Genomic DNA, 25,064 nt, shown 5'->3' on the forward strand with positions numbered 1-25,064 from the left:
TTCAGGCCGCCCTTAATCAAACCGGTTAATTTACCGCCAGTCGCGGTAACGATTTACCATCACGGACGTGTTTCTAAGGTACTTGTTATGTCCGAGCAGTTCCTCTATTTCCTCCAGCAGATGTTCAACGGAGTGACCCTGGGCAGCACCTACGCGCTGATCGCCATTGGGTACACGATGGTTTACGGCATTATCGGCATGATCAATTTCGCCCACGGCGAGGTGTACATGATCGGTAGCTATGTCTCCTTTATCGTCATCGCCGCTCTAATGATGATGGGCATCGACACTACCTGGCTGATGATTGCCGCCGGTTTTGTCATGGCGATCATTATCTCCAGCGCCTACGGCTGGAGTATCGAACGTGTGGCGTATAAGCCGGTGCGTTCCTCCAAGCGCCTGATCGCGCTGATCTCCGCCATCGGGATGTCGATCTTCCTGCAAAACTACGTCAGCCTGACGCAAGGTTCACGCGATCTCGCGCTGCCAAGCTTGATCACCGGGCAATGGACCTTGGGTGAAAGCAACGGCTTTGCCGCCACGCTCTCCACCATGCAGTTGATGATTTGGGTTGTGACCTTTATCGCCATGTTGGCACTGACGGTATTTATCCGTTATTCACGTATGGGGCGCGCGTGCCGTGCCTGTGCAGAAGACCTGAAAATGGCCAGCCTGCTGGGTATCAATACCGATCGCGTGATTTCACTGACCTTTGTGATTGGTGCGGCGATGGCGGCAGTGGCTGGCGTACTGCTGGGGCAGTTCTACGGTTCTATCAACCCGTTTATCGGCTTTATGGCCGGGATGAAAGCCTTCACTGCTGCAGTACTGGGCGGGATCGGCAGCATTCCGGGGGCGATGATCGGTGGTCTGGTGCTGGGCATTGCCGAAGCATTGACCTCGGCCTATCTCTCTACCGAATATAAAGACGTGGTCTCCTTTGCGTTGCTGATTGTCGTGCTGCTGGTGATGCCAACCGGCATTCTTGGCCGTCCGGAGGTGGAAAAAGTATGAAGCGCCTCGGACTGGTTAACGCCGTTATCTCTACGGTGATGTTGCTGGTGCTTGCCACCGTCTTTATGGGTATGCGCCTTGATCTTGATGGCACCAAACTGGTGGTATCCAACGCCGGAACGGTGCGCTGGAACTGGATTTTTGTCGGTTGCGGCGTGGTATTCCTGTTCCAGTTGCTGCGTCCGTTATTCCACGGCAAATTCAAACGCAGCGGCAATGGCCTGGTGCTGCCGGGCTTTGATGGTTCAACGCCGAAGCAGAAGCTGGTGATGGTGTTGATGATCGTGGCTGCGGTGATCTGGCCGTTCCTGGTTTCGCGCGGTAGCGTGGATATCGCCACCCTGACGCTGATCTACGTGATGTTGGGCCTCGGCCTTAACGTGGTGGTGGGCTTGTCGGGCCTGCTGGTGCTGGGCTACGGCGGCTTCTATGCCATCGGTGCCTATACCTTCGCCTTGCTGAACCACTACTACGGTTTTGGCTTCTGGCAGAGCCTGCCGCTGGCGGGTCTGGTGGCCGGGGCGTTTGGCTTACTGCTCGGTTTCCCGGTGCTGCGTCTGCGTGGTGACTATCTGGCGATTGTCACTCTCGGCTTTGGCGAAATCGTCCGTATCCTGCTGCTGAACAACACCTCGATTACCGGCGGTCCAAACGGTATCGCGCAGATCCCGAAACCGACCCTCTTCGGCCTGGAGTTTGGTCGCAAGGTCAGCGAGGGCGGCTGGGGCACCTTCCACGAGGTGTTCGGCATGAAATACGATCCCAATGACCGCGTGATTTTCCTCTACCTGGTGGCGCTGCTGCTGGTGGTGCTGACGCTGATTATCATCAACCGCCTGCTGCGTATGCCGCTGGGCCGTGCCTGGGAAGCGCTGCGCGAAGATGAAATCGCCTGCCGTTCTCTTGGTCTTAGCCCGACGCGTATCAAGCTGACGGCGTTTACCATCAGCGCGGCCTTTGCCGGTTTTGCCGGTACGCTGTTTGCTGCGCGCCAGGGCTTTGTCAGCCCGGAATCCTTCACCTTTGTCGAGTCGGCGTTTGTGTTGGCGATTGTGGTGCTGGGGGGCATGGGCTCGCAGTTTGCGGTCATCCTCGCCGCCGTGTTGCTGGTGGTATCGCGTGAGCTGATGCGTGACCTCAACGAATACAGCATGTTGGTACTGGGTGGCTTAATGGTGCTGATGATGATTTGGCGACCGCAGGGGCTGTTGCCGATGAAGCGTCCGCAGCTGAAACTGAAACAGGGTAAAGCAGGAGAGCAGGCATGAGTCAGCCTTTATTAGCCGTAGAAGGCCTGATGATGCGTTTTGGTGGCCTGCTGGCAGTCAACAACGTGGCGCTGGAACTGCGGGAGCAGGAAATCGTTTCGTTGATTGGTCCAAACGGCGCGGGTAAAACCACGGTGTTTAACTGCCTGACCGGTTTCTACAAACCCACGGGCGGCAGCATCAAACTGCGCGATCAAAATCTGGCCGGCTTACCGGGGCAGAAAATTGCACGGATGGGCATTGTGCGTACCTTCCAGCATGTGCGCCTGTTTCGTGAGATGACGGTGATTGAAAACTTGCTGGTGGCGCAACATCAGCATCTGAAAAGCGGCGTATTTTCGGGGTTATTCAAAACCCCGGCGTTCCGCAAAGGCGAAAGCGAAGCGCTGGACCGCGCTGCCACCTGGCTGGAACGTATCGGCCTGCTGGAGCTGGCGAACCGTCAGGCGGGTAACCTTGCTTATGGTCAGCAACGTCGTCTGGAGATCGCGCGCTGTATGGTCACGCGCCCGGAAATCCTGATGCTGGATGAACCGGCGGCCGGTCTGAACCCGAAAGAAACGCACGAACTGGACGAACTGATTGCCGAACTGCGCGGTACGCATAAGGTGTCGGTGTTGTTGATCGAACATGATATGAAGCTGGTGATGGGCATTTCTGACCGTATTTACGTGGTCAATCAGGGAACGCCGCTGGCCAACGGCACGCCGGAAGAGATTCGTAATAACCCGGATGTGATCCGTGCCTATTTAGGAGAGGCGTAATATGGCCAACCCAATGTTAACCATTGAAAACGTCAGCGCCCATTACGGTAAAATCCAGGCGCTGCATAACGTCAGCTTGTATATCAATCAGGGCGAAATTGTCACCCTGATTGGTGCCAACGGTGCAGGCAAAACTACGCTGCTCGGTACGCTGTGTGGCGAGCCGCGTGCAACCGCAGGCACCATTACGTTTGATGGCAAAACCATTACCGATTGGCAAACCGCACGCATCATGCGTGAGGCGATCGCCATTGTCCCGGAAGGGCGTCGGGTGTTTTCGCGCATGACGGTGGAAGAGAATCTGGCGATGGGGGGCTTCTTTGCCAGCCGTAGCCAGTATCAGGAGCGTATTGAGCGCGTCTATGATCTGTTCCCGCGTCTGGCGGAGCGTAAGGTGCAACGTGCCGGTACCATGTCCGGTGGTGAGCAGCAGATGCTGGCGATTGGCCGTGCGCTGATGAGCCAGCCGCGTCTGCTGTTGCTGGACGAGCCATCGCTCGGCCTGGCGCCGATTATCATTCAGCAGATTTTCGACACCATCGAGCAGCTGCGTAAAGAAGGGATGACCATCTTCCTTGTCGAGCAGAACGCCAACCAGGCGTTGAAACTGGCCGACCGTGGCTACGTGCTGGAGAACGGCCATGTAGTGCTGGAGGATAGTGGCGAAGCGCTGTTGTCCAACGAGGCCGTAAGAAGCGCCTATTTAGGTGCCTGACCCGTAGCGGCGCGATTTATCGCGCGCTTTTTGCCACCGCACTAACCGAACGGCGCGCGATAAATCGCGCCGCTACGCAATGTGCGGCTGGCAAGAACGCACCAATCTAAACCATAGCTCCTGTCACATTCCCGTCATTAACCTGTTATTTTTCCGTCATTTTCCCGTGTCATGTTACTTCGCGAACAAAAAATGCGTGATTTCGCGCGTACCTACATGCACAGGAAAACATTATGTCCGCTTTTACGCTTCGTCCCCGCCTGATGAGTGCCCTGCTCGGTCTGATGCTCAGTGGTCATGCACTGGCTGCCACCGAAATTCCTTTCTGGCACTCTATGGAAGGCGAGTTAGGCAAAGAAGTTGATTCTCTGGCACAACGTTTTAACCAGGCCCACCCAGACTACAAAATCGTCCCGGTCTACAAAGGCAACTATGAACAAAGCCTGGCGGCGGGGATTGCCGCTGTGCGTACCGGTAAAGCACCGGCCATTTTGCAGGTGTATGAAGTGGGTACTGCCACCATGATGGCGTCCAAAGCCATTGTGCCGGTGCATCAGGTGTTCCAGGATGCCGGAATCGCATTTGATGAAAAACAGTTCGTCCCGACTGTCGCGGGATACTACAGCGATTCCAGCGGCCATTTAATCTCTCAGCCGTTCAACAGCTCCACCCCGGTGCTGTACTACAACAAAGACGCCTTCAAAAAAGCCGGTCTGAACCCGGATCAGCCACCAAAAACCTGGCAGGAACTGGCAAAAGACGCCGATGCGCTGCGTAAAGCGGGCCTGACCTGCGGTTACGCCAGCGGCTGGCAGGGCTGGATTCAGATTGAAAACTTCAGCGCCTGGCACGGCTTGCCGGTGGCGACCAAAAACAACGGTTTTGACGGCACAGACGCTGAGCTGGAGTTCAACAAGCCGGTGCAGGTTCGTCACATCCAGATGCTGGAAGACATGAACAAGAAGGGTGATTTCACCTACTTTGGCCGCAAAGATGAATCCACCGCGAAGTTCTACAACGGCGATTGCGGCATCACCACCGCGTCTTCCGGTTCACTGGCGGATATCAAACACTACGCCAAATTCAACTTTGGTGTCGGCATGATGCCGTATGACGCAACCGTGCCGAATGCACCGCAGAATGCCATCATCGGTGGTGCCAGCCTGTGGGTGATGAAGGGCAAAGATGCCAACACTTACAAAGGTGTGGCGGAGTTTATGCAGTTCCTGGCGCAACCGGCAATCGCCGCCGAGTGGCACCAGAAAACCGGTTATCTGCCAATCACCACCGCAGCTTATGAGCTGACCAAACAGCAGGGCTTCTACGACAAGAACCCGGGTGCCGATATCGCGACGCGCCAGATGCTGAACAAAGATCCGCTGCCGTTCACCAAAGGGATGCGTCTGGGCAATATGCCGCAGATTCGCACCATCGTGGACGAGGAGCTGGAAAGCGTGTGGACCGGCAAACAATCGCCGCAGGCAGCGCTGGATAACTCAGTTAAACGCGGAAACGAACTGCTGCGCCGTTTTGAGCAGCAGGTGAAATAACCCGCCGTAACGGGGCAGGCCGCGTGTCTGCCCCGATCTTTTTGCCTGAACGAGTCCGTTATGTCCTCATCATCACGCCCGGTTTTCCGCTCCCGTTTGTTGCCCTATCTTCTGGTACTGCCACAGCTGGTGATCACCGCCATCTTCTTTCTCTGGCCAGCTGGTGAAGCGCTGTGGTACTCACTGCAAAGCCTTGATCCCTTTGGTATCTCCAGCACTTTTGTTGGACTGGATAACTTCAGACGGCTGTTCAGTGATGAGTACTACCTGGCCTCTTTCTGGACCACCATTGAATTCAGCGCGCTGGTCACGGTGTGCGGCATGCTGTTTTCTCTGCTGCTGGCGGCGCTGGTGGATTATGTGGTGCGGCTGAAAAAACTCTACCAAACCTTGCTACTGCTGCCGTATGCGGTGGCCCCGGTGGTCGCGGCAGTGCTGTGGATGTTCCTGTTTAACCCCGGACTCGGCCTGTTCAGCCATCTCCTTAACCAGATCGGTTACAACTGGAACTACGCGCAAAACAGCGGCCAGGCGATGTTCCTGATCGTGCTGGCATCGATCTGGCAGCAGATGAGCTACAACTTCCTGTTTTTCTTTGCGGCGCTGCAATCGATCCCCAAATCGCTGGTGGAAGCCGCGGCGATTGACGGTGCCGGGCCGGTGCGGCGCTTCTTTAACCTGTCGCTGCCGTTGATCACCCCGGTGAGTTTCTTCCTGCTGGTGGTCAACCTGGTCTATGCCTTCTTCGACACCTTCCCGGTGATCGATGCCGCCACTGGCGGTGGGCCGGTACAGGCGACCACCACGCTTATCTACAAAATTTATCGCGAAGGGTTTACCGGGCTGGATCTCTCCTCGTCGGCAGCGCAATCGGTGGTGCTGATGTTGCTGGTGATTGGCCTCACTATCCTGCAATTCCGCTTTGTCGAGCGTAAGGTGCAATACCAATGATTGAGAACCGACGCGGGCTGGATATCTTCAGCCACACGCTGCTGGTGCTGGGTGTGCTGACGATCCTGTTTCCGCTGTATGTCGCCTTTGTCGCGGCAACGCTGGACAACAACGCGGTCTATCAGGTGCCAATGACGCTGATCCCAGGTCACCATCTGTGGGACAACATCGCGCGCATCTGGACTCAGGGCGTTAATGGCAGTGGCCCGGCGTTTGGCCTGATGCTGTTCAACAGCCTGGTGATGGCGCTGAGTATCACCGTGGGCAAAATCGCCGTCTCGATGCTGTCGGCATTTGCGCTGGTGTGGTTTCGCTTTCCGCTGCGCTCGCTGTTTTTCTGGCTGATTTTCATCACCCTGATGCTGCCGGTGGAAGTGCGTATCTTCCCGACGGTGGAGGTGATTGCGACGCTGCATATGCTCGACAGCTACAGCGGTCTGACGTTGCCGCTGATGGCCTCGGCCACCGCCACCTTCCTGTTTCGCCAGTTCTTTATGTCGCTACCGGATGAGTTGATTGAAGCGGCACGCATCGACGGTGCCAGTCCACTGCGCTTCTTCTGGGACATCGTGTTGCCGCTGTCGAAAACCAATCTGGCCGCGCTGTTTGTCATTACCTTCATCTACGGCTGGAACCAGTATCTGTGGCCGCTGCTGATCATCAATGATGCCAGCCTTGGCACAGCCGTGGCCGGGGTGAGAAGTATGATCAATACCAGCGGCGGTCCGACGCAGTGGAATGAAGTGATGGCGGCAATGTTATTAACCCTGATCCCACCGGTGGTGGTGGTTTTAGTCATGCAGCGTGCCTTTGTGCGTGGCCTGGTGGAGAGTGAGAAATAAAATGGCAGGCGTAACCCTTCAGACCGTCACCAAATCGTATGACGGCAAAAATCAGATCATTCAGCCGCTGAATATCACCATCAACGATGGCGAGTTTATGGTGATGGTCGGGCCTTCCGGCTGCGGTAAATCCACGCTGCTACGTATGGTGGCCGGGCTGGAGCGCGTCAGCTCTGGCGATATCTATATTGACGACCAACGTGTTACTGATTTGGAGCCGAAAGATCGTGGTATCGCGATGGTGTTCCAGAACTACGCGCTCTACCCACATATGACGGTAGAAGAGAACATGGCCTATGGCCTGAAAATCCGTGGTATGGGCAAAGAACAGATTCGCCAGCGCGTACTGGAAGCGGCGCGTAGCCTCGAACTGGATCATCTGCTGACCCGTCGCCCGCGTGAGTTATCTGGCGGTCAACGCCAGCGTGTGGCGATGGGGCGCGCCATCGTGCGTGAACCGGCGGTGTTCCTGTTTGATGAACCGTTGTCAAACCTTGATGCCCGCCTGCGCGTGCAGATGCGGCTGGAGCTGCAACAGCTACACCGTCGTCTGCAAACCACCAGCCTGTACGTGACGCATGACCAGGTTGAGGCGATGACGCTGGCACAGCGCGTGATGGTGATGAACAAAGGCATTGTCGAGCAAGTGGGCACGCCGGTTGAGGTGTACGAACGCCCGGCCAGCCAGTTTGTCGCCGCTTTTATCGGCGCACCGGCGATGAACCTGCTGCCGGGGCAGATCAACAGCGACGGCACCCGTTTTACCCTCGATGCCCTGCACGCGCTGCCGCTGGCGGAAAGCAAGGCGAAGTGGGCCAATCGGCCACTGACGCTGGGCATTCGCCCGGAGCATATCCAGCTAAGCAGTCGAGAGGCGGGCGGGATTCCGTTGGTGGTTGAGACACTGGAAATGCTCGGTGCTGATAATCTGGCGCATGGTCGTATCGGTGAGGCGCGATTGGTGGTACGTTTGCCGCACAGCGAACGCCCGCTGGCGGGCAGCAGCCTATGGCTGCATTTGCCGTCGGAGGCGTTACATTTCTTCGATTCAACTCATGGAAAGCGTCTGGAATGAGTAAGCACAACTGGCCGTATCCGCACATCGTCGCCCATCGTGGGGGCGGTAAACTGGCCCCGGAAAACACCCTCGCCGCCATTGATGTGGGGGCGCATTATCACCACCAAATGATTGAGTTTGACGCCAAACTCTCAGACGATCGCCAGATTTTCCTGCTGCACGATGACACCCTCGATCGCACCAGCAACGGCTGGGGCGTGGCGGGCGATTTGCCGTGGGATAAGCTGGCGCAACTGGATGCCGGTAGCTGGTTCAGCAACAAATTTGCCGGTGAGCCGCTGGCGCTGCTGAGTGACGTGGCCGCGCGCTGCCGTCAGCATCAGATGATGGCGAATATTGAGATCAAACCGACCACTGGCAAAGAGGTGGAGACGGGGCGCGATGTGGCGTTAGCCGCGCGTGAATTGTGGCAGGGGCAAACTGCGCCGCTGCTCTCTTCTTTCTCGTATCAGGCGCTGGAAGCCGCCATGCAGGCGGTGCCAGAACTGCCACGCGGCTTGCTGCTGGATAGCTGGCATGATGACTGGCAAGCGCTGACTTCAAGTCTGGATTGCGTCTCCATTCACCTCAACCACAAATTGCTGAATGCCGAGCGCACCGCGCAGTTGAAAGCGGCTGGTCTGCATATCCTGGTTTATACCGTGAATCAGCCCGAGCGGGCGCGCGAGCTGCTGGGGTGGGGCGTCGATGCGATCTGTACCGACCGCATCGACATTATTGGTCCCGACTTCCGTTAATTGGTCTTCTGCTGGCCCGGCTGCGTTTTGATGATGCGCTGCTGGGCGCTATCGCGATGTTCCTGCATTTTGCGCTGTAAATCCTGTTTCTGCTGTTGCTGATCCTGTTGCAGCTTCAGTTTCTCCTGCTGCTGCTGGATTTGCATCTGCGTCTGCATCCGTTGCTGGCTTGGGTTGTAGCCCGGTTTAAAGGGTTCGTTGGTGTTATTCAGCATATTCGCCATGCTGCTTAACGGCAGCAGGGCAGCGAAAACAATCAGCCATTTTTTCATGATCACTCCTCCATTAATGCCGCGGTGCTGTGTGTCTGGCGTAACCGCAGCAACCATAAGTTTATGCGATATTAAAAAGGGCCAATCCAGGAGTGCACCTAATTTGAGTTAGCTGCTAATCTTTTTCAGTGTTTGTAAACACTTGCGTCAATGTAAACAATTATAAACAACTGAAAAGGATGGTAGTGGCATGCGGATACAAGGCAGTGTACGCCAGCTCGGCTGGGCGTTGTTGATGAGTTTTACCGTGGTGCAGGGGGGACAGGCGGCACCAAACAGCGCACCTCCCGTCTCTTATGGCGTGGATAGCGATACCTTCCATCCGGTGAAGGCGAAACATGGCATGGTGGCCTCGGTGGATGCGACCGCCACTGACGTGGGCGTGGAGATTCTCAAACAGGGCGGCAATGCGGTGGATGCCGCGGTCGCGGTCGGCTTCGCGCTGGCGGTGACCCATCCACAGGCCGGAAACCTCGGTGGTGGCGGATTTATGTTGCTGCGTACCGCCTCCGGGCAGACCACCGCCATCGATTTCCGCGAAATGGCTCCGGCGCGTGCCTCGCGCGATATGTTTCTTGATAAACAAGGCAACGCCGACAGTAAGTTATCACTTACTTCCCATCTGGCATCGGGTACGCCAGGCACGGTGGCGGGTTTTGCGCTGGCCGCTCATAAATATGGCACGCTGCCGTTAAGCACTTTGCTGGCCCCGGCAATCAAACTGGCGCGGAACGGCATCATTGTTAACGATGCGCTGGCGGATGACCTCGCCACCTATGGCAAAGAAAACCTGATCAATCACGACAACAGCCGGGCCATTTTCTACAAAGCCGACGGCCAGCCTTATCAGAAGGGCGATCGTCTGGTGCAGAAAAACCTCGCGCATAGTCTGCAACTGATTGCGCAACAGGGGCCGGATGCCTTCTACAAAGGCAAAATTGCCGACGAAATCGCCGGTGAGATGGCACAACATGGTGGTCTGATTGGCAAAACTGATTTGGCAGCCTATCGCGCCGTTGAGCGCAAACCGGTCAGCGGCAGCTATCGCGGCTATCAGGTCTTCTCAATGCCACCGCCGTCATCAGGCGGCATTCATATCATCGAAATCCTTAATATCCTGGAAAACTTCGATTTGGCGAAGATGGGCTTTGGTAGCGCCGATGCGATGCAGGTGATGGCCGAGGCAGAAAAATACGCCTATGCCGACCGCTCGGAATATCTCGGTGACCCGGATTTTGTGAAGGTGCCGCAGCAGGCGTTGACCAGCAAAGCTTACGCGAAATCGCTGGCGCAGCAGATTGATGTCAACAAGGCGCGCCCGTCGAGCGAAATCAAACCGGGCAAGCTGGAGCCGTACGAGAGCAATCAAACTACCCATTTCTCCGTGGTGGATAAGGACGGCAATGCAGTGGCGGTGACCTACACGCTGAATACCTACTTCGGTAGCGGCATTGTGGCCGGGCAGAGCGGTATCCTGATGAACAACGAGATGGATGACTTCTCCGCTAAACCGGGGACACCGAACGTCTATGGTCTGGTTGGTGGTGAAGCCAATGCGGTGCAACCTGCCAAGCGTCCTCTGTCGTCGATGTCACCGACCATTGTAGTGAAGGATGGCAAAACCTGGTTGGTGACCGGTAGCCCTGGCGGCAGCCGCATTATCACCACGGTGTTGCAGATGGTGGTCAACAGCATCGATTTTGGTATGAATGTGGCCGAGGCGACCAATGCGCCGCGTTTCCATCATCAGTGGTTGCCGGATCAGCTGCGTGTGGAGAAGGGCTTTAGCCCGGATACCTTGCGTTTGCTGGAGAGCAAAGGTCAGCATGTGAAGGTGCTCCCGGCGATGGGCAGTACCCAGAGCATTATGATTGGGCCGGATGGCACGCGTTATGGTGCATCCGATCCGCGTTCGGTGGATGATTTAAGCGCGGGTTATTAACGATTTTTGCGTGATAAATCAAGCCGCTACAGCCATATTTGGTCTGTAGCGGCACGAATCATCGCACGGATTTAGCTTTCCCCTTTCAACCGCGCCATATAATGGGTATCCACCAGCGCGCCGTTCCGCATCGCATAACGGCGCGCGGTGCCCTCAATCTCAAACCCAAACTTCTGATACAACCCAATCGCGGCTTTATTGTCGGCAAACACCGTCAGCTCAATGCGCGTCACCTGCAACCAGTTGTCGCACAGGTCCACCATCGCCGCCATCAACGCGGAACCGACGCCACGGCGGTGAAACGCCGGATCAACCCCCATCCCGATAGTCGCGGTATGACGACGGCGCATCGCCTCCAGCACGCTGACGGTGAGTTGTCCCACCACTTGTCCATCAATGCACGCCACCAGACGTTGCTCACCCGGACGAATGTTTTGCAGTCGCTCCTGCCACAGCGCAGGCGATTGCAAGGGTAGATGCAGGGTATCCGCCTGGGTTTCAGCGTGGCTGTAAAGCTGAAACAGTACGGCGGCGTCATCAGGCGTGGTGTGACGGACAGTGATCAGACTCATGGTGCGGCTCCTTATGCAAAATGAAAAAATCCCCTTTAACATCAAGGATTTTTTATCGCTGGTCAATTGAAAATAATTCTCAAAAGGACTTTACAGACGCGAATGATAATGATTATTATTGCGATGCGGTCCCGGGACGTCCTCCTGACAAACCGGGAAAGCACGACATTGCTCACATTGCTTCCAGTGTTTCTTAGCCAGCTCGGGTGCTGGCTTTTTTTTTGCCTTTTTCTCCGACATTCGGCACGATCCCGCTTCCCGCGCCCCGTTTACAATCGCATGACAATTTAATGATAGACTCAGCGTATCTCTGACCTCAGGCGCTTACGATGAAGAAAAAAAGACCGGTACTACAGGACGTTGCCGATCGCATCGGCATCACCAAAATGACCGTCAGCCGCTACCTGCGTAATCCAGAGCAGGTCTCCGCTGCGCTGCGTGACAAAATCGCCATTGCGCTGGACGAGTTGGGTTACATCCCCAACCGCGCTCCGGACATGCTCTCTAACGCCACCAGCCGCGCCATCGGTGTGCTGCTGCCGTCACTGACTAACCAGGTATTTGCTGACGTGCTGCGCGGGATTGAAACCGTCACCGATGAGGCGGGGTATCAGACGTTGGTGGGGCACTTCGGCTATAACGCACAGAAAGAGGAATTGCAGCTGCGTTCGCTGCTGGGCTGGAACATCGATGGGGTGATCCTGACGGAACGCACCCATACGCCGGGTACGCTGCGTATGCTCGAAGTGGCAGGTATCCCGGTAATCGAAATGATGGACTCGGTTTCACCTTGTCTCGATATGGCCGTGGGTTTTAACAACGTCGAAGCGGCGCGTCAGATGACCCATGCTATCCTGAAAAAAGGCCATCGCCACACCGTCTACCTCGGTGCGCGCCTTGATGAACGTACCCTCCAGAAACAGCAGGGCTACGAGCAGGCGATGCGTGAAGCCGGGTTAACACCGCACAGCGTGATGATGGAAGATGCCTCGTCCTTCAGCGCCGGAGCCTTGTTGCTGCGTGAGGCGCAACGACGCTATCCGCAAACCGACAGCTTGTTCTGTACCAACGATGACCTTGCAGTCGGGGCGATGTTCGAATGCCAACGTCAGGGATTGAGCGTCCCGGAGCAAATGGCGATTGCCGGTTTCCACGGTCACGATATCACCCAAGTGGTTAACCCGCGTCTCGCGACGGTGCTGACCCCGCGCGAACGCATGGGACGGGAGTCGGCGGCGATGCTGCTGGCGCGAATTGGCGGCGATCGTTCCGTCACTGTGCCACTGGATGTCGGGTTTGAAATTGCCGAAGGCGGCAGCATCTGATTCTGGCGATTTTTTGAGTCAGTTCACACTTTCGTGCTTTTCCCGGTAAAAGGGTTGCCAGCCTGTGACCGGGTACCGACAATGATGATCGAATTTGTTATCGGTAACATTGGCAGATTAACTGCCGGAGCGCAAAACAATGACAACGCCATCCCCGTCGCACCATGTTTTTATCCTGATGGGTGTGTCCGGCAGCGGAAAGTCTGCCGTCGCCAATCAGGTTTCACACCAACTCAACACCGCCTTTCTTGACGGTGATTTCCTGCATCCGCGCAGCAATATTATGAAAATGGCCGAAGGCCATCCGCTGGATGACAACGATCGTCGCCCGTGGTTGCAGGCGCTGAACGATGCCGCTTTTGCCATGCAACGTACCCAGGAAGTCTCCATCATTGTCTGCTCGGCACTGAAAAAGTCCTACCGCGACATCCTGCGTCAAGGCAACCACAACCTGAAATTTGTCTATTTGAAAGGCGATTTCGAAACCATCGAATCCCGCCTGAAAGCCCGCAAAGGCCACTTCTTCAAACCACAGATGTTGGTGACGCAGTTTGCCACGCTGGAAGAACCCGGCGCGAACGAACCCGATGTACTGGTGGTTGATATTAATCATTCACTGGATGAGGTAGTTGCGGCCACGGTTGCGACCATCAAGGGAGCAATCAACAAGGGTTAGTCATGAGTACCGCAACGCTGGTGTTAACCGCAGCAGGCTCTGTCCTGCTGCTGCTGTTTTTGGTGATGAAAGCGCGTATGCACGCCTTTGTCGCCCTGATGTTAGTCTCCATTGGTGCCGGGTTGTTCTCCGGTATGCCGCTCGACAAAATTGCTGACACCATGCAGAAAGGCATGGGCGGTACGCTCGGTTTCCTGGCGATTGTGGTGGCGCTGGGCGCGATGTTCGGCAAAATCCTGCATGAAACCGGCGCGGTCGATCAGATTGCTATCCGCATGCTGAAAACCTTCGGGGAAAGTCGCGCGCATTACGCGATGGGCATTGCCGGGTTAATCTGCGCGCTGCCGCTGTTTTTTGAGGTGGCGGTGGTGTTGCTGATCAGCATCGCATTTGCCGTGGCGCGCCGCACCGGCGATAACCTGGTGAAACTGGTGATCCCGTTGTTTGCCGGGGTCGCTGCTTCCGCAGCGTTTCTGCTGCCGGGACCGGCTCCGATGTTGCTGGCGTCACAAATGCATGCTGATTTTGGCTGGATGATTTTGTTGGGCCTGTGCGCAGCGATCCCTGGCATGATTATCGCCGGACCGCTGTTTGGCAACCTGATTGCTAAACGCGTCACCTTCAGCGCCCCGCCGGAAGATAATCAACCGGATGTGGAAGAGGGCAAACTGCCGTCGTTTCGCTTCAGTCTGGCGCTGATCCTGTTCCCGCTGCTGTTGGTGGGGCTGAAAACCATCGGTGCGCGCTTCACTACGCCGGATTCACGTCTGTATGAGTGGCTGGAGTTTATTGGTCACCCCTTCACCGCGATTCTGCTGGCCTGTCTGGTGGCGATTTATGGCCTGGCGTATCGTCAGGGTATGGATAAAGAGAAGGTGATGCAGGTCTGCGGCAGCGCGCTGCAACCGGCGGGGATTATCCTGCTGGTGATCGGTGCGGGTGGGGTGTTTAAACAGGTGCTGGTGGATTCCGGCGTCGGTCCGGTACTGGGCCACGCGTTGATTGGCGCGGGTCTGCCGATTGCGCTGGCTTGTTTTATCCTCTCCGGTGCGGTGCGGGTGATTCAGGGTTCAGCCACGGTCGCCTGCCTGACGACGGTTGGCCTGGTGATGCCGGTGATTGAACCGCTGCACTACAGCGGCGCGCAACTGGCGGCGCTGTCGATTTGTATCGGCGGTGGCTCCATCATAATCAGCCACGTCAATGACGCCGGTTTCTGGCTGTTTGGCCGCTTTACCGGCGCGACGGAAGGTGAAACCCTGAAAACCTGGACGCTGATGGAAACTATCCTCGGCACCACCGGGGCGATTGTCGGGATGATTGCCTTCAGCTTGTTGTCTTAATTAATATCACCGAACCGTAGCGTCGCGATTTATCGCGCAGTTCCGTGCGCGATGCGGGAAAAATCCGCGCGATAAATCGCGCCGCTACGGAAGGTGCCTTGGCTATTATTCATCATCCCTGTCGTCATCCGGCTGTTCCAGCACCGTGTAGGCTACGGCGCAGAACAGCGAATTCAGACGCTTCATATCTCCCAGTAATCCCAGATGCAGCGAGCTGGTTTCGATACTTTGCACGTTCTGGCGATGCAGACGCTCAACATGGGCATGGGAAAAACGTCGAATCAGAATACGGAAACGATGTTTGGAACGGCGCAGACGTTTGGCGCTGGCGACATCGTGGGATAAAAACACCGACAGGCTCAGGCGCAGGTTATTCAGCAACTGCTCCTGCAATGTCTCCAGCTCCTCCAGCCCCTCCGGTGAGAAGGCACGGCGTGCGGCCAGCGCTTTATCGGCCACATCAGCGCTCATGCGTTCGATAATGTCGCCCGCCTGTTCCAGGTTAAGCGCCATTTCGATGATCTCCGCCCAGCGGCGCGAATCCTCTTCCGCCAGATCCTCCTTTTGCATACGTGCCAGATACAGTTTGATGGCGGTGTACAACACATCAACATCATCATCCAGCCGTCGCACCGCGCGTTCCTCGCGTAGCTCGCCGTGCACCACCTTGCTGAAGGTTTCGACCATCTGCTCAACCACATCGCCAATGCGTAACGTCTCACGCGCCGCATTGACCAGCGCCAGCGCGGGGGTATCCAGCGCGCTGCTGTCGAGGTGTTTCGGTTTCAGCACGGTGTCAGTTTCTGTGTCATCGCTAATCATCCGGCGGCACAGGCGCGCCATCGGATCGGCGAAGGGGACCATCACGATGCAGCGGATCAGGTTGTAGAACACATGGAAGAAAATGACCAACTCTTCGTCGTTAACTGGCAGCTTATCCAATACGTCTGCCACGGTATTAACGAACGGCAAAATCACGATACTACCGATAAGTTTAAACAGCAGGCTGCCAAGTGCGACACGTTTGCCGGCGGCATTGGAGCCGCTGGCGTTGATCATCGCCAGCAGGCCGCTGCCAAGGTTGGCACCAATCACCAGACAAAGCGCGACTTTGAAGGAGATCACCCCGGTGGCGGTCAGGGTGGCGGTAATCAACACCGCCGCCAGACTGGAATAACTGATGATGGCGAACACCGCGCCAATCAGGGCATCCAGCATCACATCACCGGTCAGCGTGGAAAAGATGACCTGTACGCCCGCAGCCTGAGTAATCGGGCGCGCGGCGGCGACAATCAGTTGCAGCGCCAGCAGGATCAGACCGAGGCCGATGCTGGCTCGTCCCAGTTGACCGAGACGGGTTTGTTTTCGACCGAGGAAAAAAATCACGCCAAACAGGATAAACAGCGGCGACAACCACGAAAGATCGAAGGTCAGGATACGTGCCATGACGGCCGTACCGACGTCAGCGCCCAGCACTACAACCAGGGCGGGTGTCAGGCTGACAAGATTCTGCGCGACGAATGAGGTGACCAGCATGGTGGTGGCGTTGCTGCTTTGCACCAACGCGGTGACGCCAATCCCGGCGAGAAACGCCATCGGCTTTTTCTCGACGCTGCGACTAAGTACCCGACGCAGATCGGCACCATACACACGCATAATGCCGGTACGAACAATGTGTGTGCCCCACACCAACAGGGCCACGGCAGATAACAGGTTTAACAGGGTTAACACGTAAGCTGGCTCCTTTACCGTCAGGCTTTAAAGCAGGTTGCCAGCCTGACGGAGAGCGCAACCTGTACAAGATATCGTCACGTTGCGTTGCTAATTTTTCCTGTAATTTAAGCGACCTGGCGCAACGTCGACATCTCTAACTGTAGCCCAATCTGCATCCCGGCGGGGTGTAAATCTGCCACGCTACGGTTCAGAACATCGACCGAAAGTTCCACATTGTGCGCCAGCACACGATAACGGATCACGTTACCCAGCAGGCTGTGGCTGATAATGGTGGCCGCAATACCTGACTCTGGCGCACCCATCAGAATCGATTCCGGGCGAATCGCCACCTGACCGGTGAACGTCTGGCCGGTTAACTGCGTTGCCTGCTCGGCACTCAACAGGTTGTAGTTACCGATAAACCCGGCGGCAAACAGATCGGCCGGTTGAGTATATAGCGCTTCAGCATTGCCGTTTTGCACGATTTTTCCACGATTCATCAACACGATGCGATCTGACAGTGTCAGCGCTTCTTCCTGGTCGTGCGTCACGAAGATGGTGGTAAGCTTCAGTTCCTGCTGGATATTGCGGATCTGCTCGCGCAGATGGCGGCGAATACGGGCATCAAGTGCCGACAGCGGTTCATCCAGCAGCAGCAGACGTGGACGCGTGACCAGCGAACGTGCCAGCGCCACGCGCTGGCACTGGCCGCCTGACAGTTGGTGGGGATAGCGGCGGGCGAAGTCGGTCAGTTCCACCAGCGCCAGCGCTTCCATCACCCGGCTTTGGATTTCACTTGCCGCCAGTTTTTGCATCTTCAGGCCGAAGGCGACGTTCTTTTCTACCGTCATATTCGGGAACAGGGCATAGCTCTGAAACACCATGCCGATGGTACGTTTCTGCGGCGGCAAGGGCACGATATCCTGGCCCTGCAACAGAATTTGCCCGCTGTCGACCGAGGTCAGCCCGGCGATGCAGCGCAGCAGCGTTGATTTACCACAGCCGCTTGGGCCGAGCAGGGTGACGAACTCACCCTCGTCGGCGCTGAAATCGATATTTTCGAAAATGGTGGTTGGGCCGTAGCTTTTATTCAGCTTTGTAACGTTCAGGTAACTCATGGTCAGCCTCGTTCAGGATTGAGGGCATTCGCCAGCCAGGTGACCAGCAGGACGACAACAAAATAGGAGATCACCAGCGCGCTGGTGAAATGGCCGCTGCCGTTGCGCATGTTGTAGAGGTAAACCTGCAAGGTTTCATAGCGGGTGCCGACCAACAGGTTAGCGAATACAAACTCACCTATCAGGAAAGAGAAGGAGAGCAGCACGGCTATAAATACACCTTTGCGCAGGTTCGGCAGCACAACAAACAGCGCTGCCTGCCAGGTGCTGGCGCCCAGCAGATGCGCGGCATCAATCAACTCTTTCAGGTTGATGGCCTGCATATTGTTGGAGATGGCACGATAGATAAACGGCAGTGCGATGGTGAAATAACAGCCAATCAGAATCCACGGCGTGCCGGTGAGCATCAGCGGTGATGAGGAGTAAAGCTGCAACAAGCCGACCGATGACACTACCGGCGGTACGGCGAACGGCATCAGAATCAGCACGTTCATAACCGAGTCCAGCTTCGGAAAGTAGTAAGCGATCACAAACATCGCAGGCAGCACCAGCACTAACGAGAACAACAGCGCACCAAAGCAAATCAACAGCGAATGGCCGAGCGCCGTCAGGAAACGACTGTCACTCCACAGTTCAAAGAACCATTTCAGCGTGTAGCCCTGCGGCAGAATGGTGTTGCTCCAGTCGGAGGAGAGCGCATACAACAGCGTTGCCAGCAGCGGAGCCGCCAGAATCACCAGCAGCAGCCAGACAATCAGGCGATGGTAAAGTTTTTCGACGCGAGACATGGGCCGCTCCTCAGGACGGTTTGGCGTTGAGATAACTGCGGCGCACCAGATACTGCTGCACCACGGTAATCACCGCCATCAACAGCACCAACAGCATCGCCAGCGCGCCGCCGGTATTAGGATCCAGTGAAATATCACCCGATACCAGGGCGGCGATACGTACCGGCACCACGTTAAAGTTGCCAGTGGTGAGCGCATAAATGGTGGCGTAAGCACCAAGGGCGTTGGCGAGCAGAATCACGAAGGTGCCGAGCAGGGCCGGGAACAGAATCGGTAGCCCGATATGCCACCAGTAGCGCCAGCGGCTGGCACCGAGCAACGCGGCGGATTCCTGCCAGTCCTGACGCAAGCCATCAAAAGCCGGGTAGAGCAGCAAAATGCCGAGCGGGATCTGGAACCAGGTGTAGACAATCACCATGCCGTCGCGCGAGAACAGTTTGAAGCTTTCCAGCAAATTGTAATGGCGCAGCAGCAACGTCAGGCAGCCGTTCAGTCCGAGTAAAATGACAAAGGCAAACGCCAGCGGCACGCCGGCGAAATTGCTGGTCATATTGGTAAACGACATCAAAAAGCGCTGAAAGCGTCCACTGCCCATCTGATGCAGTGAGTATCCGGCGACCAGCGCGATTAACAGGCCATAAATGCTCGACCAGATCGAGATATCCAGCGACAGGCGAAAAGCCTGTAAATAGAACGGCGAGGTCAGGATATCGCTGTAGTTATCCAGTCCCCAGCTTTCGTTCATGTCGCTCCAGAAGCTGTTGATGGCGATCCACAGCAAAGGGGCGAGCTGGAATGCCACCCAGAACAGGGCGAACGGCAGCAACAGCAGTAGCGCCAGGCCCTTACCCTTCATGACGCGGCTCCGCCAGCAGATCACGGCATACCGGTTTATCATGCTCGACGCCCAACAGGGTGCAGACGATGCCGCACAACTCGGTCTGTCGTGGTTGCAGATCCGGCTGTTTTGAGAAGCCTTCACCAAACACGAACAGCGGCACGTTGGTTTCCTCCGGCAGAATCCCGCCGTGAGAGCGATCGTCGTTCATGCCGTGGTCGGCGGTGACTATCACCTGGTAACCGGCAGCCAACCAGCCTGGCATCCAGTGCGACAGATAACCATCGGCCATGCGCGCACGGTTGCGATACTGTGGTGACGACAGGCTATGTTTGTGCCCGGCATCGTCAATATTCATCGGGTGGATCAGCATAAAGTCCGGGTCGTGGCGCAGACGCAGGCTTTCGGCATCTTCAAACAGGTGGGAATCCGGATAGCCGTCGTCCCAGTAAAAGTGCCCATATTGAATGGGCAGGTCAGGCGCGACCGTATGCCGGTCGCGCGCTGCGTTAAACGGGGTCTGATTATACAGCTCACTCACCCAGTGGTACGCCGCAGCCGCGGTGGTTAAACCGGCGGCGCGGGCATAATGGAAGATGCTGCGCTCTTTGCTCAACCGACTGACGCCATTATGAATGATGCCGCTACGCACCGGTGGGATGCCGGTGAGAATACATTCGTACAGCGGCCGCGACAGCGACGGCAACTCGCAGGTCAGGGTGTAATATTGGCCATTGCCCTGCGCGCATTCGGCAAACAGGTAACCCATTGCGTGCTGTGCCACCTGATTGCTCAGCCCATCCAGTACCACCAGGATTGTTTTCATCCCCTTCTCCTTACTGCTGCATATTGATGATCACGTTCTCTTGCCACAGACGCGGCAGTGCTTTTGACGATTTATCCCAGGCAGCCTGGTCTTTGATCGGTCGGGCATTTTTGTACTCAGATTCCGGCAGCAGTTTGGCCTGCACGTCAGCTGGCAGCGTGAGGTATTTGGCACGAATCGGGCGTGCGTAACCTTTTGCCAGGTTAGTCTGACCGGCATCAGAGAAGATATATTCGCGCGCCAGTTTGGCGGCGTTTGGGTGTTTGGCGTATTTGTTGATGATGGTGGTGTAGCCAGACGTCACGGAACCGTCGGATGGGATCACCACTTCATAGCGGTTTTTGTCGATCTGATCGCGGTAGTTCAGACCGTTGAAGTCCCACACCACAGCAACCTGGATTTCGCCTTTCTCAATGTTGGCAATTACCGGATCGGTCACGCCGAGACGGCTTTGTTTGGCGAGGTCAGCAAAGAAGTTCAGTGCCGGTTTCAGGTTTTTCTCGTCACCGCCCAGCGCGTAGTTAGCCGCCAGAACACCGTTGGCAGCCTGAGCAGCCACACCGACGTCACCGATAGTGACCACATACTTACCTTTTTTCAGATCGGCCCAGCTATGCGGGACATCTTTCACCTGCTGCTTGTCGACGAGGAACGCAATGGTGCCGGTATAGGCCAGCATCCAGTTGCCTTCTTTATCTTTCGCCCAGTCCGGCACCTGATCCCAGTGCGTCGGCTTGTAGGGCTGTGCCAGACCTTTCGCTACCGCGACCGGGCCAAAAGCGGCACCCACGTCACCGATATCGGCGCTGGCATTTTCTTTTTCGGCGGCAAATTTAGCCAGCTCCTGCGCCGATGACATATCGGTATCGCTGTGCTTCAGGCCATATTTGCTACTGATGTCATTCCAGGTATCTTTCCAGTTGGCCCAGCTATCTGGCATACCGACGCTATTGATTTGACCTTCACTGCGCGCGGCTTTTTCCAACGCGACGAGGTCGTTGTCGGCGGCTTGCGCGGCTGGCAACGCAAGCAGTACGGCACTGGCTACTACAGAGGCGATTAACGCTTTCATCTTAGTTGCTCCCGGTGTAAGTTGAGGGACATCTTGGTCTAGTCCAGCAAGAACCGAGCCAATTTAGCTGTTGCAGATGAAGGTTTTATGACTAGGACGGTAAAATGTGGTGTAGAGCGCCGATCCACACAGATGTTCGGAAGGCATTGAGACCAGGTTTACGTTGTCATTAGAATGTCATCGAACTGTCATAGTGCAGCTTCGCCCCAAAATGAGGCTTTAAAGATGTTGTCGAAAACGGCAGATGTCATCGCAGCCGCGCTGCATAGTCGGATTGACGCAGGCGAGTTCACCAGCGGGCGTTTGCCTGCGGAACGCAGCCTGAGCGAACAATATTCCACCACGCGTATTACCTTGCGTGAAGCGCTGGGATCGCTGGAGGCACAGGGTGTTATTTACCGTGAATTGCGCCGCGGTTGGTTTCTCGCCCCGCCGAGATTGGTGTACAACCCGTTGCACCACAGCCATTTCCACGCGATGGCTGCCCAACAGGGACGGATTGCCAGCACTGAGGTGATTGAAGCGCGTAAAGCGCCGGTGCACTCCTCGGTGGCGCATCAACTGCAACTGGCTGAAGGCGATGAGGTTTACCTGATTCGCCGTCTGCGCCGCATTGATGGGCGCGCGGTGCTGTATGTGGAGCACTATCTTAACCCACACTATTTTCCGGGCCTGCTTGATGAGGACCTCACCCGTTCCCTGACTGATCTGTATAACCACCGCTATGGCATTCGTTACGGCGGTGCACGTTTTACTATCCTGCCGGGGCCATTACCCGCCCATGCCGCGCCAGCATTAAATGTCGCCAGCGGCACGCCAGGATTGCTGATTACCCGCACCAACCGTGATCAACACAAACGTGTCATCGACTGCGATTGTGAGTACTGGCGCTATGATGCGCTGTGCGTGGATGTGGATGTCTGACCATATTGTGATTTTGATCACACTGCCGCATGATAGCGCCAGAGATAACTTGTTTTATTAAGGCGCAAAAATGACTGAAAAATCAGCGGCGGGGCAACTGATTGCCACGGCTCTGCAATGGGTGTTGAACCTGGGATTGGTGATCCTGGCGATCATTCTGGTGGTATTCCTGGGTAAGGAAACCATTCATCTGGCCAACGTGCTGTTTAGCACCGGCGAACAGGCGTCGTCATTTCTGCTGATCGAAGGGATTGTGATCTACTTTCTCTATTTCGAATTTATCGCGTTGATTGTGAAGTATTTCCAGTCTGGTTATCACTTCCCATTGCGCTATTTCGTCTATATCGGCATCACTGCGATCATTCGGTTGATTATCGTCGACCATAAAAACCCGTTCGATACGCTGTGCTACTCCGCCGCCATTTTGATTCTGGTGGTGACGCTGTGGCTGGCGAACAGTAACCGGTTGAAACGCGAGTAATTTCACGTCCGTAGCGGCGCGATTTATCGCGCGGGCTTTTCCTTCAGCGCGCACGAAATTGCGCGATAAATCGCGCCGCTACGCATCCATTAGTTACCCATTAACATTTGCCACAAAAACTCCTCCACTAACGCTATCTTGAATGCAATCTGTCCTTTCTCTGGCGCGTTACCGTGTCCGGCCTCGGTTTCTTCATATAACCAGACCTGCTGATGTCCTTGTTGCTGCATCCGCGCCACCATTTTACGAGCATGCGCCGGACTCACGCGATCATCCCGGGTTCCAGTGGTAAATAGGGTGGGAGGATAGGTTTTATCGGCCTGAACCTTGTCAAAGGGGGAATAGTTTTTCAGCCATTGCCACTCTTCCGGTTTGTCCGGATCGCCATATTCCGCAATCCAGGATGCACCTGCCAGCCAGCGATGATAGTTCGCCATATCCAGCAGCGGAACTTCGCAGACCAACGCGCCGAAGTATGCGGGGTAGTCCGTCAACATATTGCCAATCAGCAATCCGCCATTGCTGCCGCCGCGTGCGGCAAGACGTGCCGGGCAGGTGACATTGCGCGCGACAAGGTCAGCGGCGACAGCAGCAAAATCCTCATAAGCCCGGTGACGATGCTCTTTTAACGCGGCCTGGTGCCACTGCGGGCCATACTCACCTCCGCCGCGAATATTTGCCACAACGTAAACGCCGCCTTTTTGCAACCATGTCGCCCCTGGCGCGCCCAGATAGGAGGGCGTCAGCGAGATTTCAAAGCCGCCGTAGCCATTAAGTAACGTCGGATGATCGCCGTTCAACGTCAGATTTTTGGCGCTAACCTGGAAATAGGGAATAGGGGTGCCATCCAGCGATAGCGCAAAATGTTGCGTCACTGCAAAGTCTGTGGCGTCGAAGCTGGCCGGATCCTGCTTCACCTCTACGCGCGTTTGTCGATCAAAGTCACCGTAGCTCAGACGTCGCGGCTGTAAAAAACCGTGGCTGATCAGTGCGTAGCGGTTGCTCTCATTATCCAGCGCATGCGCAAACACATTGGTGGCATCATTGAGGCTGATCTCCTCAACCGTCTGCCACTCTCCTTCTGCCCACGTTAGTACGCTGACGGTTTCCACCACGTCGCGGATCTTATCGATCAACAGATAATCACGCGTGGCAGAGTAGCTATTCAATGTGGTGTGCGCATCTGGCGTAAACAGGGTAGTGAAGTGGCGTTTTCCCTGTTGAAAATCGTCCAGGTTAATCGCCAGTAACGCGCCTGCCGGGTAGACCTCATCCGCTATCTGCCAGCGGCTGGTCAGGGTAACCATCAGCCACTCTTTGAAAAAACCGGCAGTGGCATCGTCCGGGATGGCAATGTGTTCCAGCTGGCCCTGATCTCTCAATAACCAGGTCTGATGACGGTAAAAATCGATCCCGCGATACACTAACTCTTTCTCATAACCCGGAGTATGAATACGCCAGGCAGACACCGAGAGATCGTTGACCTCACCTGCGTAAATCATCGGGGCGGATTCAGGTGACGTGCCGCGCTGCCAGCGCCGGACACAGCGTGGATAGCCGGAAGAGGTCAGGGTTTCGCCCCCCGCATCCAGGCTGAGTAGAAGGGTGTTTTCATCCACCCAACTCACCCGGCTTTTGCTGACAGGGAGAAAAAAGCCGTCGTTGATAAAGGTCTTACTGACCAGATCAAACTCGCGTATCTCACAGGCATCGCCGCCGCTGGAGAGGTAAATCAGCGCACGCGCGTAGTCGGGGTAGAGTGGCTGGGCGCCATGAAAACTCCAGTGGCTGTTTTCCTGCTGGTTGAGTTGATCCAAATCCAGCACGGTTTCCCACTCGGGTTCGGTGCTCTGATACGAGACGGCGTTAGTACGCCGCCAGATACCGCGCGGATGTTTCTCATCCTGCCAGAAGTTATACAGGTTCTCGCGATAGTGGGTAACCCAGGGAATGTTGGACTTGTCATTCAGCCAGCGCAGCATCGCCTGCTGTGTTTGTTGGAAACGGCTGCCCTGAGCGAATTGGGCAGTGGTAAGGCTGTTTTGTGTGGCGACCCAACTGAGTGACTGGTCGTTGAGGGGGTGCTCCAGTGCGTTTAACAGATCCTGATGTTGTTCTGGTGTCATGACATCTCCTTAGTAGCCTGGTGAACTGAAGCAAGCATAGCGGTTTTGCATTGAATTAACTTACAACGCATTTCCGGTAACGCTTCGTTATTCGCGCTGCGGCGGTGGTGCGTTACACTGGGCGCACTT

Annotated in this window: 24 protein-coding genes; 15 read left to right on the forward strand and 9 right to left on the reverse strand. The window is 56.0% G+C overall.

Annotated features, from left to right (window positions below):
* Window positions 1-87: 87 nt before the first annotated feature.
* The 9 genes from livH to ugpQ all read left to right on the forward strand — a co-directional run bounded on the left by livH (window position 88) and on the right by ugpQ (window position 8,919).
* Window positions 88-1,014: a high-affinity branched-chain amino acid ABC transporter permease LivH gene (gene livH, locus AC6I8N_RS01585; protein ID WP_013507457.1), complete on the forward strand. Its 927-nt coding sequence runs from the start codon at window positions 88-90 to the stop codon at window positions 1,012-1,014.
* Complete coding sequence (locus AC6I8N_RS01590; protein ID WP_497829906.1) at window positions 1,011-2,282, forward strand: high-affinity branched-chain amino acid ABC transporter permease LivM; 1,272 nt, start codon at window positions 1,011-1,013, stop codon at window positions 2,280-2,282. The genes livH and AC6I8N_RS01590 overlap by 4 nt, the downstream gene beginning before the upstream one ends.
* Window positions 2,279-3,046 carry a high-affinity branched-chain amino acid ABC transporter ATP-binding protein LivG gene (livG, locus tag AC6I8N_RS01595; RefSeq protein ID WP_013507459.1) on the forward strand — a complete coding sequence of 256 codons (768 nt, stop codon included), beginning with the start codon at window positions 2,279-2,281 and terminating at the stop codon, window positions 3,044-3,046. Before AC6I8N_RS01590 ends, livG begins: the two co-directional genes overlap by 4 nt.
* A gap of 1 nt (window position 3,047) precedes the next feature.
* Entirely contained in the window at window positions 3,048-3,761 is a 714-nt protein-coding gene (gene livF / locus AC6I8N_RS01600; RefSeq protein ID WP_208724591.1) for a high-affinity branched-chain amino acid ABC transporter ATP-binding protein LivF, read from the forward strand.
* Window positions 3,762-3,994: 233 nt separating this feature from the next.
* Window positions 3,995-5,311 carry a sn-glycerol-3-phosphate ABC transporter substrate-binding protein UgpB gene (gene ugpB / locus AC6I8N_RS01605; RefSeq protein WP_021184055.1) on the forward strand — a complete coding sequence of 439 codons (1,317 nt, stop codon included), beginning with the start codon at window positions 3,995-3,997 and terminating at the stop codon, window positions 5,309-5,311.
* Window positions 5,312-5,371: 60 nt separating this feature from the next.
* A complete protein-coding gene (gene ugpA / locus AC6I8N_RS01610; protein WP_021184056.1) occupies window positions 5,372-6,262 on the forward strand; it encodes a sn-glycerol-3-phosphate ABC transporter permease UgpA in 891 nt (296 codons plus the stop codon).
* On the forward strand, window positions 6,259-7,104 hold the full coding sequence (ugpE, locus tag AC6I8N_RS01615; RefSeq protein ID WP_208724594.1) for a sn-glycerol-3-phosphate ABC transporter permease UgpE: 846 nt from the start codon (window positions 6,259-6,261) through the stop codon (window positions 7,102-7,104). The genes ugpA and ugpE overlap by 4 nt, the downstream gene beginning before the upstream one ends.
* A gap of 1 nt (window position 7,105) precedes the next feature.
* Window positions 7,106-8,179 carry a sn-glycerol-3-phosphate import ATP-binding protein UgpC gene (locus tag AC6I8N_RS01620; RefSeq protein ID WP_497829907.1) on the forward strand — a complete coding sequence of 358 codons (1,074 nt, stop codon included), beginning with the start codon at window positions 7,106-7,108 and terminating at the stop codon, window positions 8,177-8,179.
* The gene (ugpQ, locus tag AC6I8N_RS01625) at window positions 8,176-8,919 is read left to right on the forward strand and encodes a glycerophosphodiester phosphodiesterase (RefSeq protein WP_208724596.1); all 744 of its coding nucleotides are present in this window, start codon (window positions 8,176-8,178) and stop codon (window positions 8,917-8,919) included. Before AC6I8N_RS01620 ends, ugpQ begins: the two co-directional genes overlap by 4 nt.
* Here ugpQ and AC6I8N_RS01630 read toward each other — a convergent pair.
* Complete coding sequence (locus AC6I8N_RS01630) at window positions 8,916-9,191, reverse strand: DUF2756 domain-containing protein (protein ID WP_021184060.1); 276 nt, start codon at window positions 9,189-9,191, stop codon at window positions 8,916-8,918. The two genes, ugpQ and AC6I8N_RS01630, sit on opposite strands and share 4 nt — an antisense overlap.
* A 190-nt stretch (window positions 9,192-9,381) precedes the next feature.
* Between AC6I8N_RS01630 and ggt the strand changes: the two genes are divergently transcribed.
* Entirely contained in the window at window positions 9,382-11,133 is a 1,752-nt protein-coding gene (ggt, locus tag AC6I8N_RS01635; protein ID WP_497829908.1) for a gamma-glutamyltransferase, read from the forward strand.
* A gap of 71 nt (window positions 11,134-11,204) precedes the next feature.
* Here ggt and AC6I8N_RS01640 read toward each other — a convergent pair whose 3' ends face one another.
* Window positions 11,205-11,705 carry a GNAT family N-acetyltransferase gene (locus AC6I8N_RS01640; protein ID WP_497829909.1) on the reverse strand — a complete coding sequence of 167 codons (501 nt, stop codon included), beginning with the start codon at window positions 11,703-11,705 and terminating at the stop codon, window positions 11,205-11,207.
* A gap of 329 nt (window positions 11,706-12,034) precedes the next feature.
* On the opposite strand from AC6I8N_RS01640, the gene gntR reads away from it, so the two are divergent.
* The 3 genes from gntR (at window position 12,035) to gntU (ending at window position 15,049) form a co-directional block, all read left to right on the forward strand.
* A complete protein-coding gene (gntR, locus tag AC6I8N_RS01645; RefSeq protein ID WP_497829910.1) occupies window positions 12,035-13,030 on the forward strand; it encodes a gluconate operon transcriptional repressor GntR in 996 nt (331 codons plus the stop codon).
* Window positions 13,031-13,169: 139 nt separating this feature from the next.
* Window positions 13,170-13,706, forward strand: coding sequence for a gluconokinase (gene gntK, locus AC6I8N_RS01650; protein WP_021184064.1), 537 nt, complete (start codon window positions 13,170-13,172; stop codon window positions 13,704-13,706).
* 2 nt (window positions 13,707-13,708) lie between these two features.
* Window positions 13,709-15,049: a gluconate transporter gene (gntU, locus tag AC6I8N_RS01655; RefSeq protein ID WP_497829911.1), complete on the forward strand. Its 1,341-nt coding sequence runs from the start codon at window positions 13,709-13,711 to the stop codon at window positions 15,047-15,049.
* Between the two features lie 105 nt (window positions 15,050-15,154).
* On the opposite strand, the gene AC6I8N_RS01660 is transcribed toward gntU, so the two are convergent.
* The 6 genes from AC6I8N_RS01660 to AC6I8N_RS01685 all read right to left on the reverse strand — a co-directional run bounded on the left by AC6I8N_RS01660 (window position 15,155) and on the right by AC6I8N_RS01685 (window position 21,404).
* Window positions 15,155-16,780, reverse strand: coding sequence for a Na/Pi cotransporter family protein (locus AC6I8N_RS01660; RefSeq protein ID WP_497829912.1), 1,626 nt, complete (start codon window positions 16,778-16,780; stop codon window positions 15,155-15,157).
* Between the two features lie 107 nt (window positions 16,781-16,887).
* A complete protein-coding gene (locus tag AC6I8N_RS01665; protein WP_021184068.1) occupies window positions 16,888-17,880 on the reverse strand; it encodes an ABC transporter ATP-binding protein in 993 nt (330 codons plus the stop codon).
* Window positions 17,881-17,882: 2 nt separating this feature from the next.
* Window positions 17,883-18,668 carry an ABC transporter permease gene (locus AC6I8N_RS01670; RefSeq protein ID WP_021184069.1) on the reverse strand — a complete coding sequence of 262 codons (786 nt, stop codon included), beginning with the start codon at window positions 18,666-18,668 and terminating at the stop codon, window positions 17,883-17,885.
* Window positions 18,669-18,678: 10 nt separating this feature from the next.
* Window positions 18,679-19,524 carry an ABC transporter permease gene (locus AC6I8N_RS01675; RefSeq protein WP_021184070.1) on the reverse strand — a complete coding sequence of 282 codons (846 nt, stop codon included), beginning with the start codon at window positions 19,522-19,524 and terminating at the stop codon, window positions 18,679-18,681.
* Complete coding sequence (locus AC6I8N_RS01680; protein WP_208724602.1) at window positions 19,514-20,332, reverse strand: alkaline phosphatase family protein; 819 nt, start codon at window positions 20,330-20,332, stop codon at window positions 19,514-19,516. The genes AC6I8N_RS01675 and AC6I8N_RS01680 overlap by 11 nt, the downstream gene beginning before the upstream one ends.
* A 10-nt stretch (window positions 20,333-20,342) precedes the next feature.
* Window positions 20,343-21,404: an ABC transporter substrate-binding protein gene (locus AC6I8N_RS01685; RefSeq protein ID WP_497829913.1), complete on the reverse strand. Its 1,062-nt coding sequence runs from the start codon at window positions 21,402-21,404 to the stop codon at window positions 20,343-20,345.
* A gap of 225 nt (window positions 21,405-21,629) precedes the next feature.
* On the opposite strand from AC6I8N_RS01685, the gene AC6I8N_RS01690 reads away from it, so the two are divergent.
* Together AC6I8N_RS01690 and psiE are read left to right on the forward strand one after the other, a co-directional pair.
* On the forward strand, window positions 21,630-22,328 hold the full coding sequence (locus AC6I8N_RS01690; protein ID WP_021184073.1) for a UTRA domain-containing protein: 699 nt from the start codon (window positions 21,630-21,632) through the stop codon (window positions 22,326-22,328).
* 70 nt (window positions 22,329-22,398) lie between these two features.
* Entirely contained in the window at window positions 22,399-22,809 is a 411-nt protein-coding gene (psiE, locus tag AC6I8N_RS01695) for a phosphate-starvation-inducible protein PsiE (RefSeq protein WP_013507480.1), read from the forward strand.
* Between the two features lie 89 nt (window positions 22,810-22,898).
* Here psiE and AC6I8N_RS01700 read toward each other — a convergent pair whose 3' ends face one another.
* Window positions 22,899-24,935 (reverse strand): prolyl oligopeptidase family serine peptidase, encoded by a 2,037-nt coding sequence (locus AC6I8N_RS01700; protein ID WP_497829914.1) that lies wholly within the window; start codon window positions 24,933-24,935, stop codon window positions 22,899-22,901.
* Window positions 24,936-25,064 lie beyond the last annotated feature (129 nt).

It is taken from the genome of Pantoea sp. X-Soil-TKNS-1279 (genome assembly GCF_059730565.1).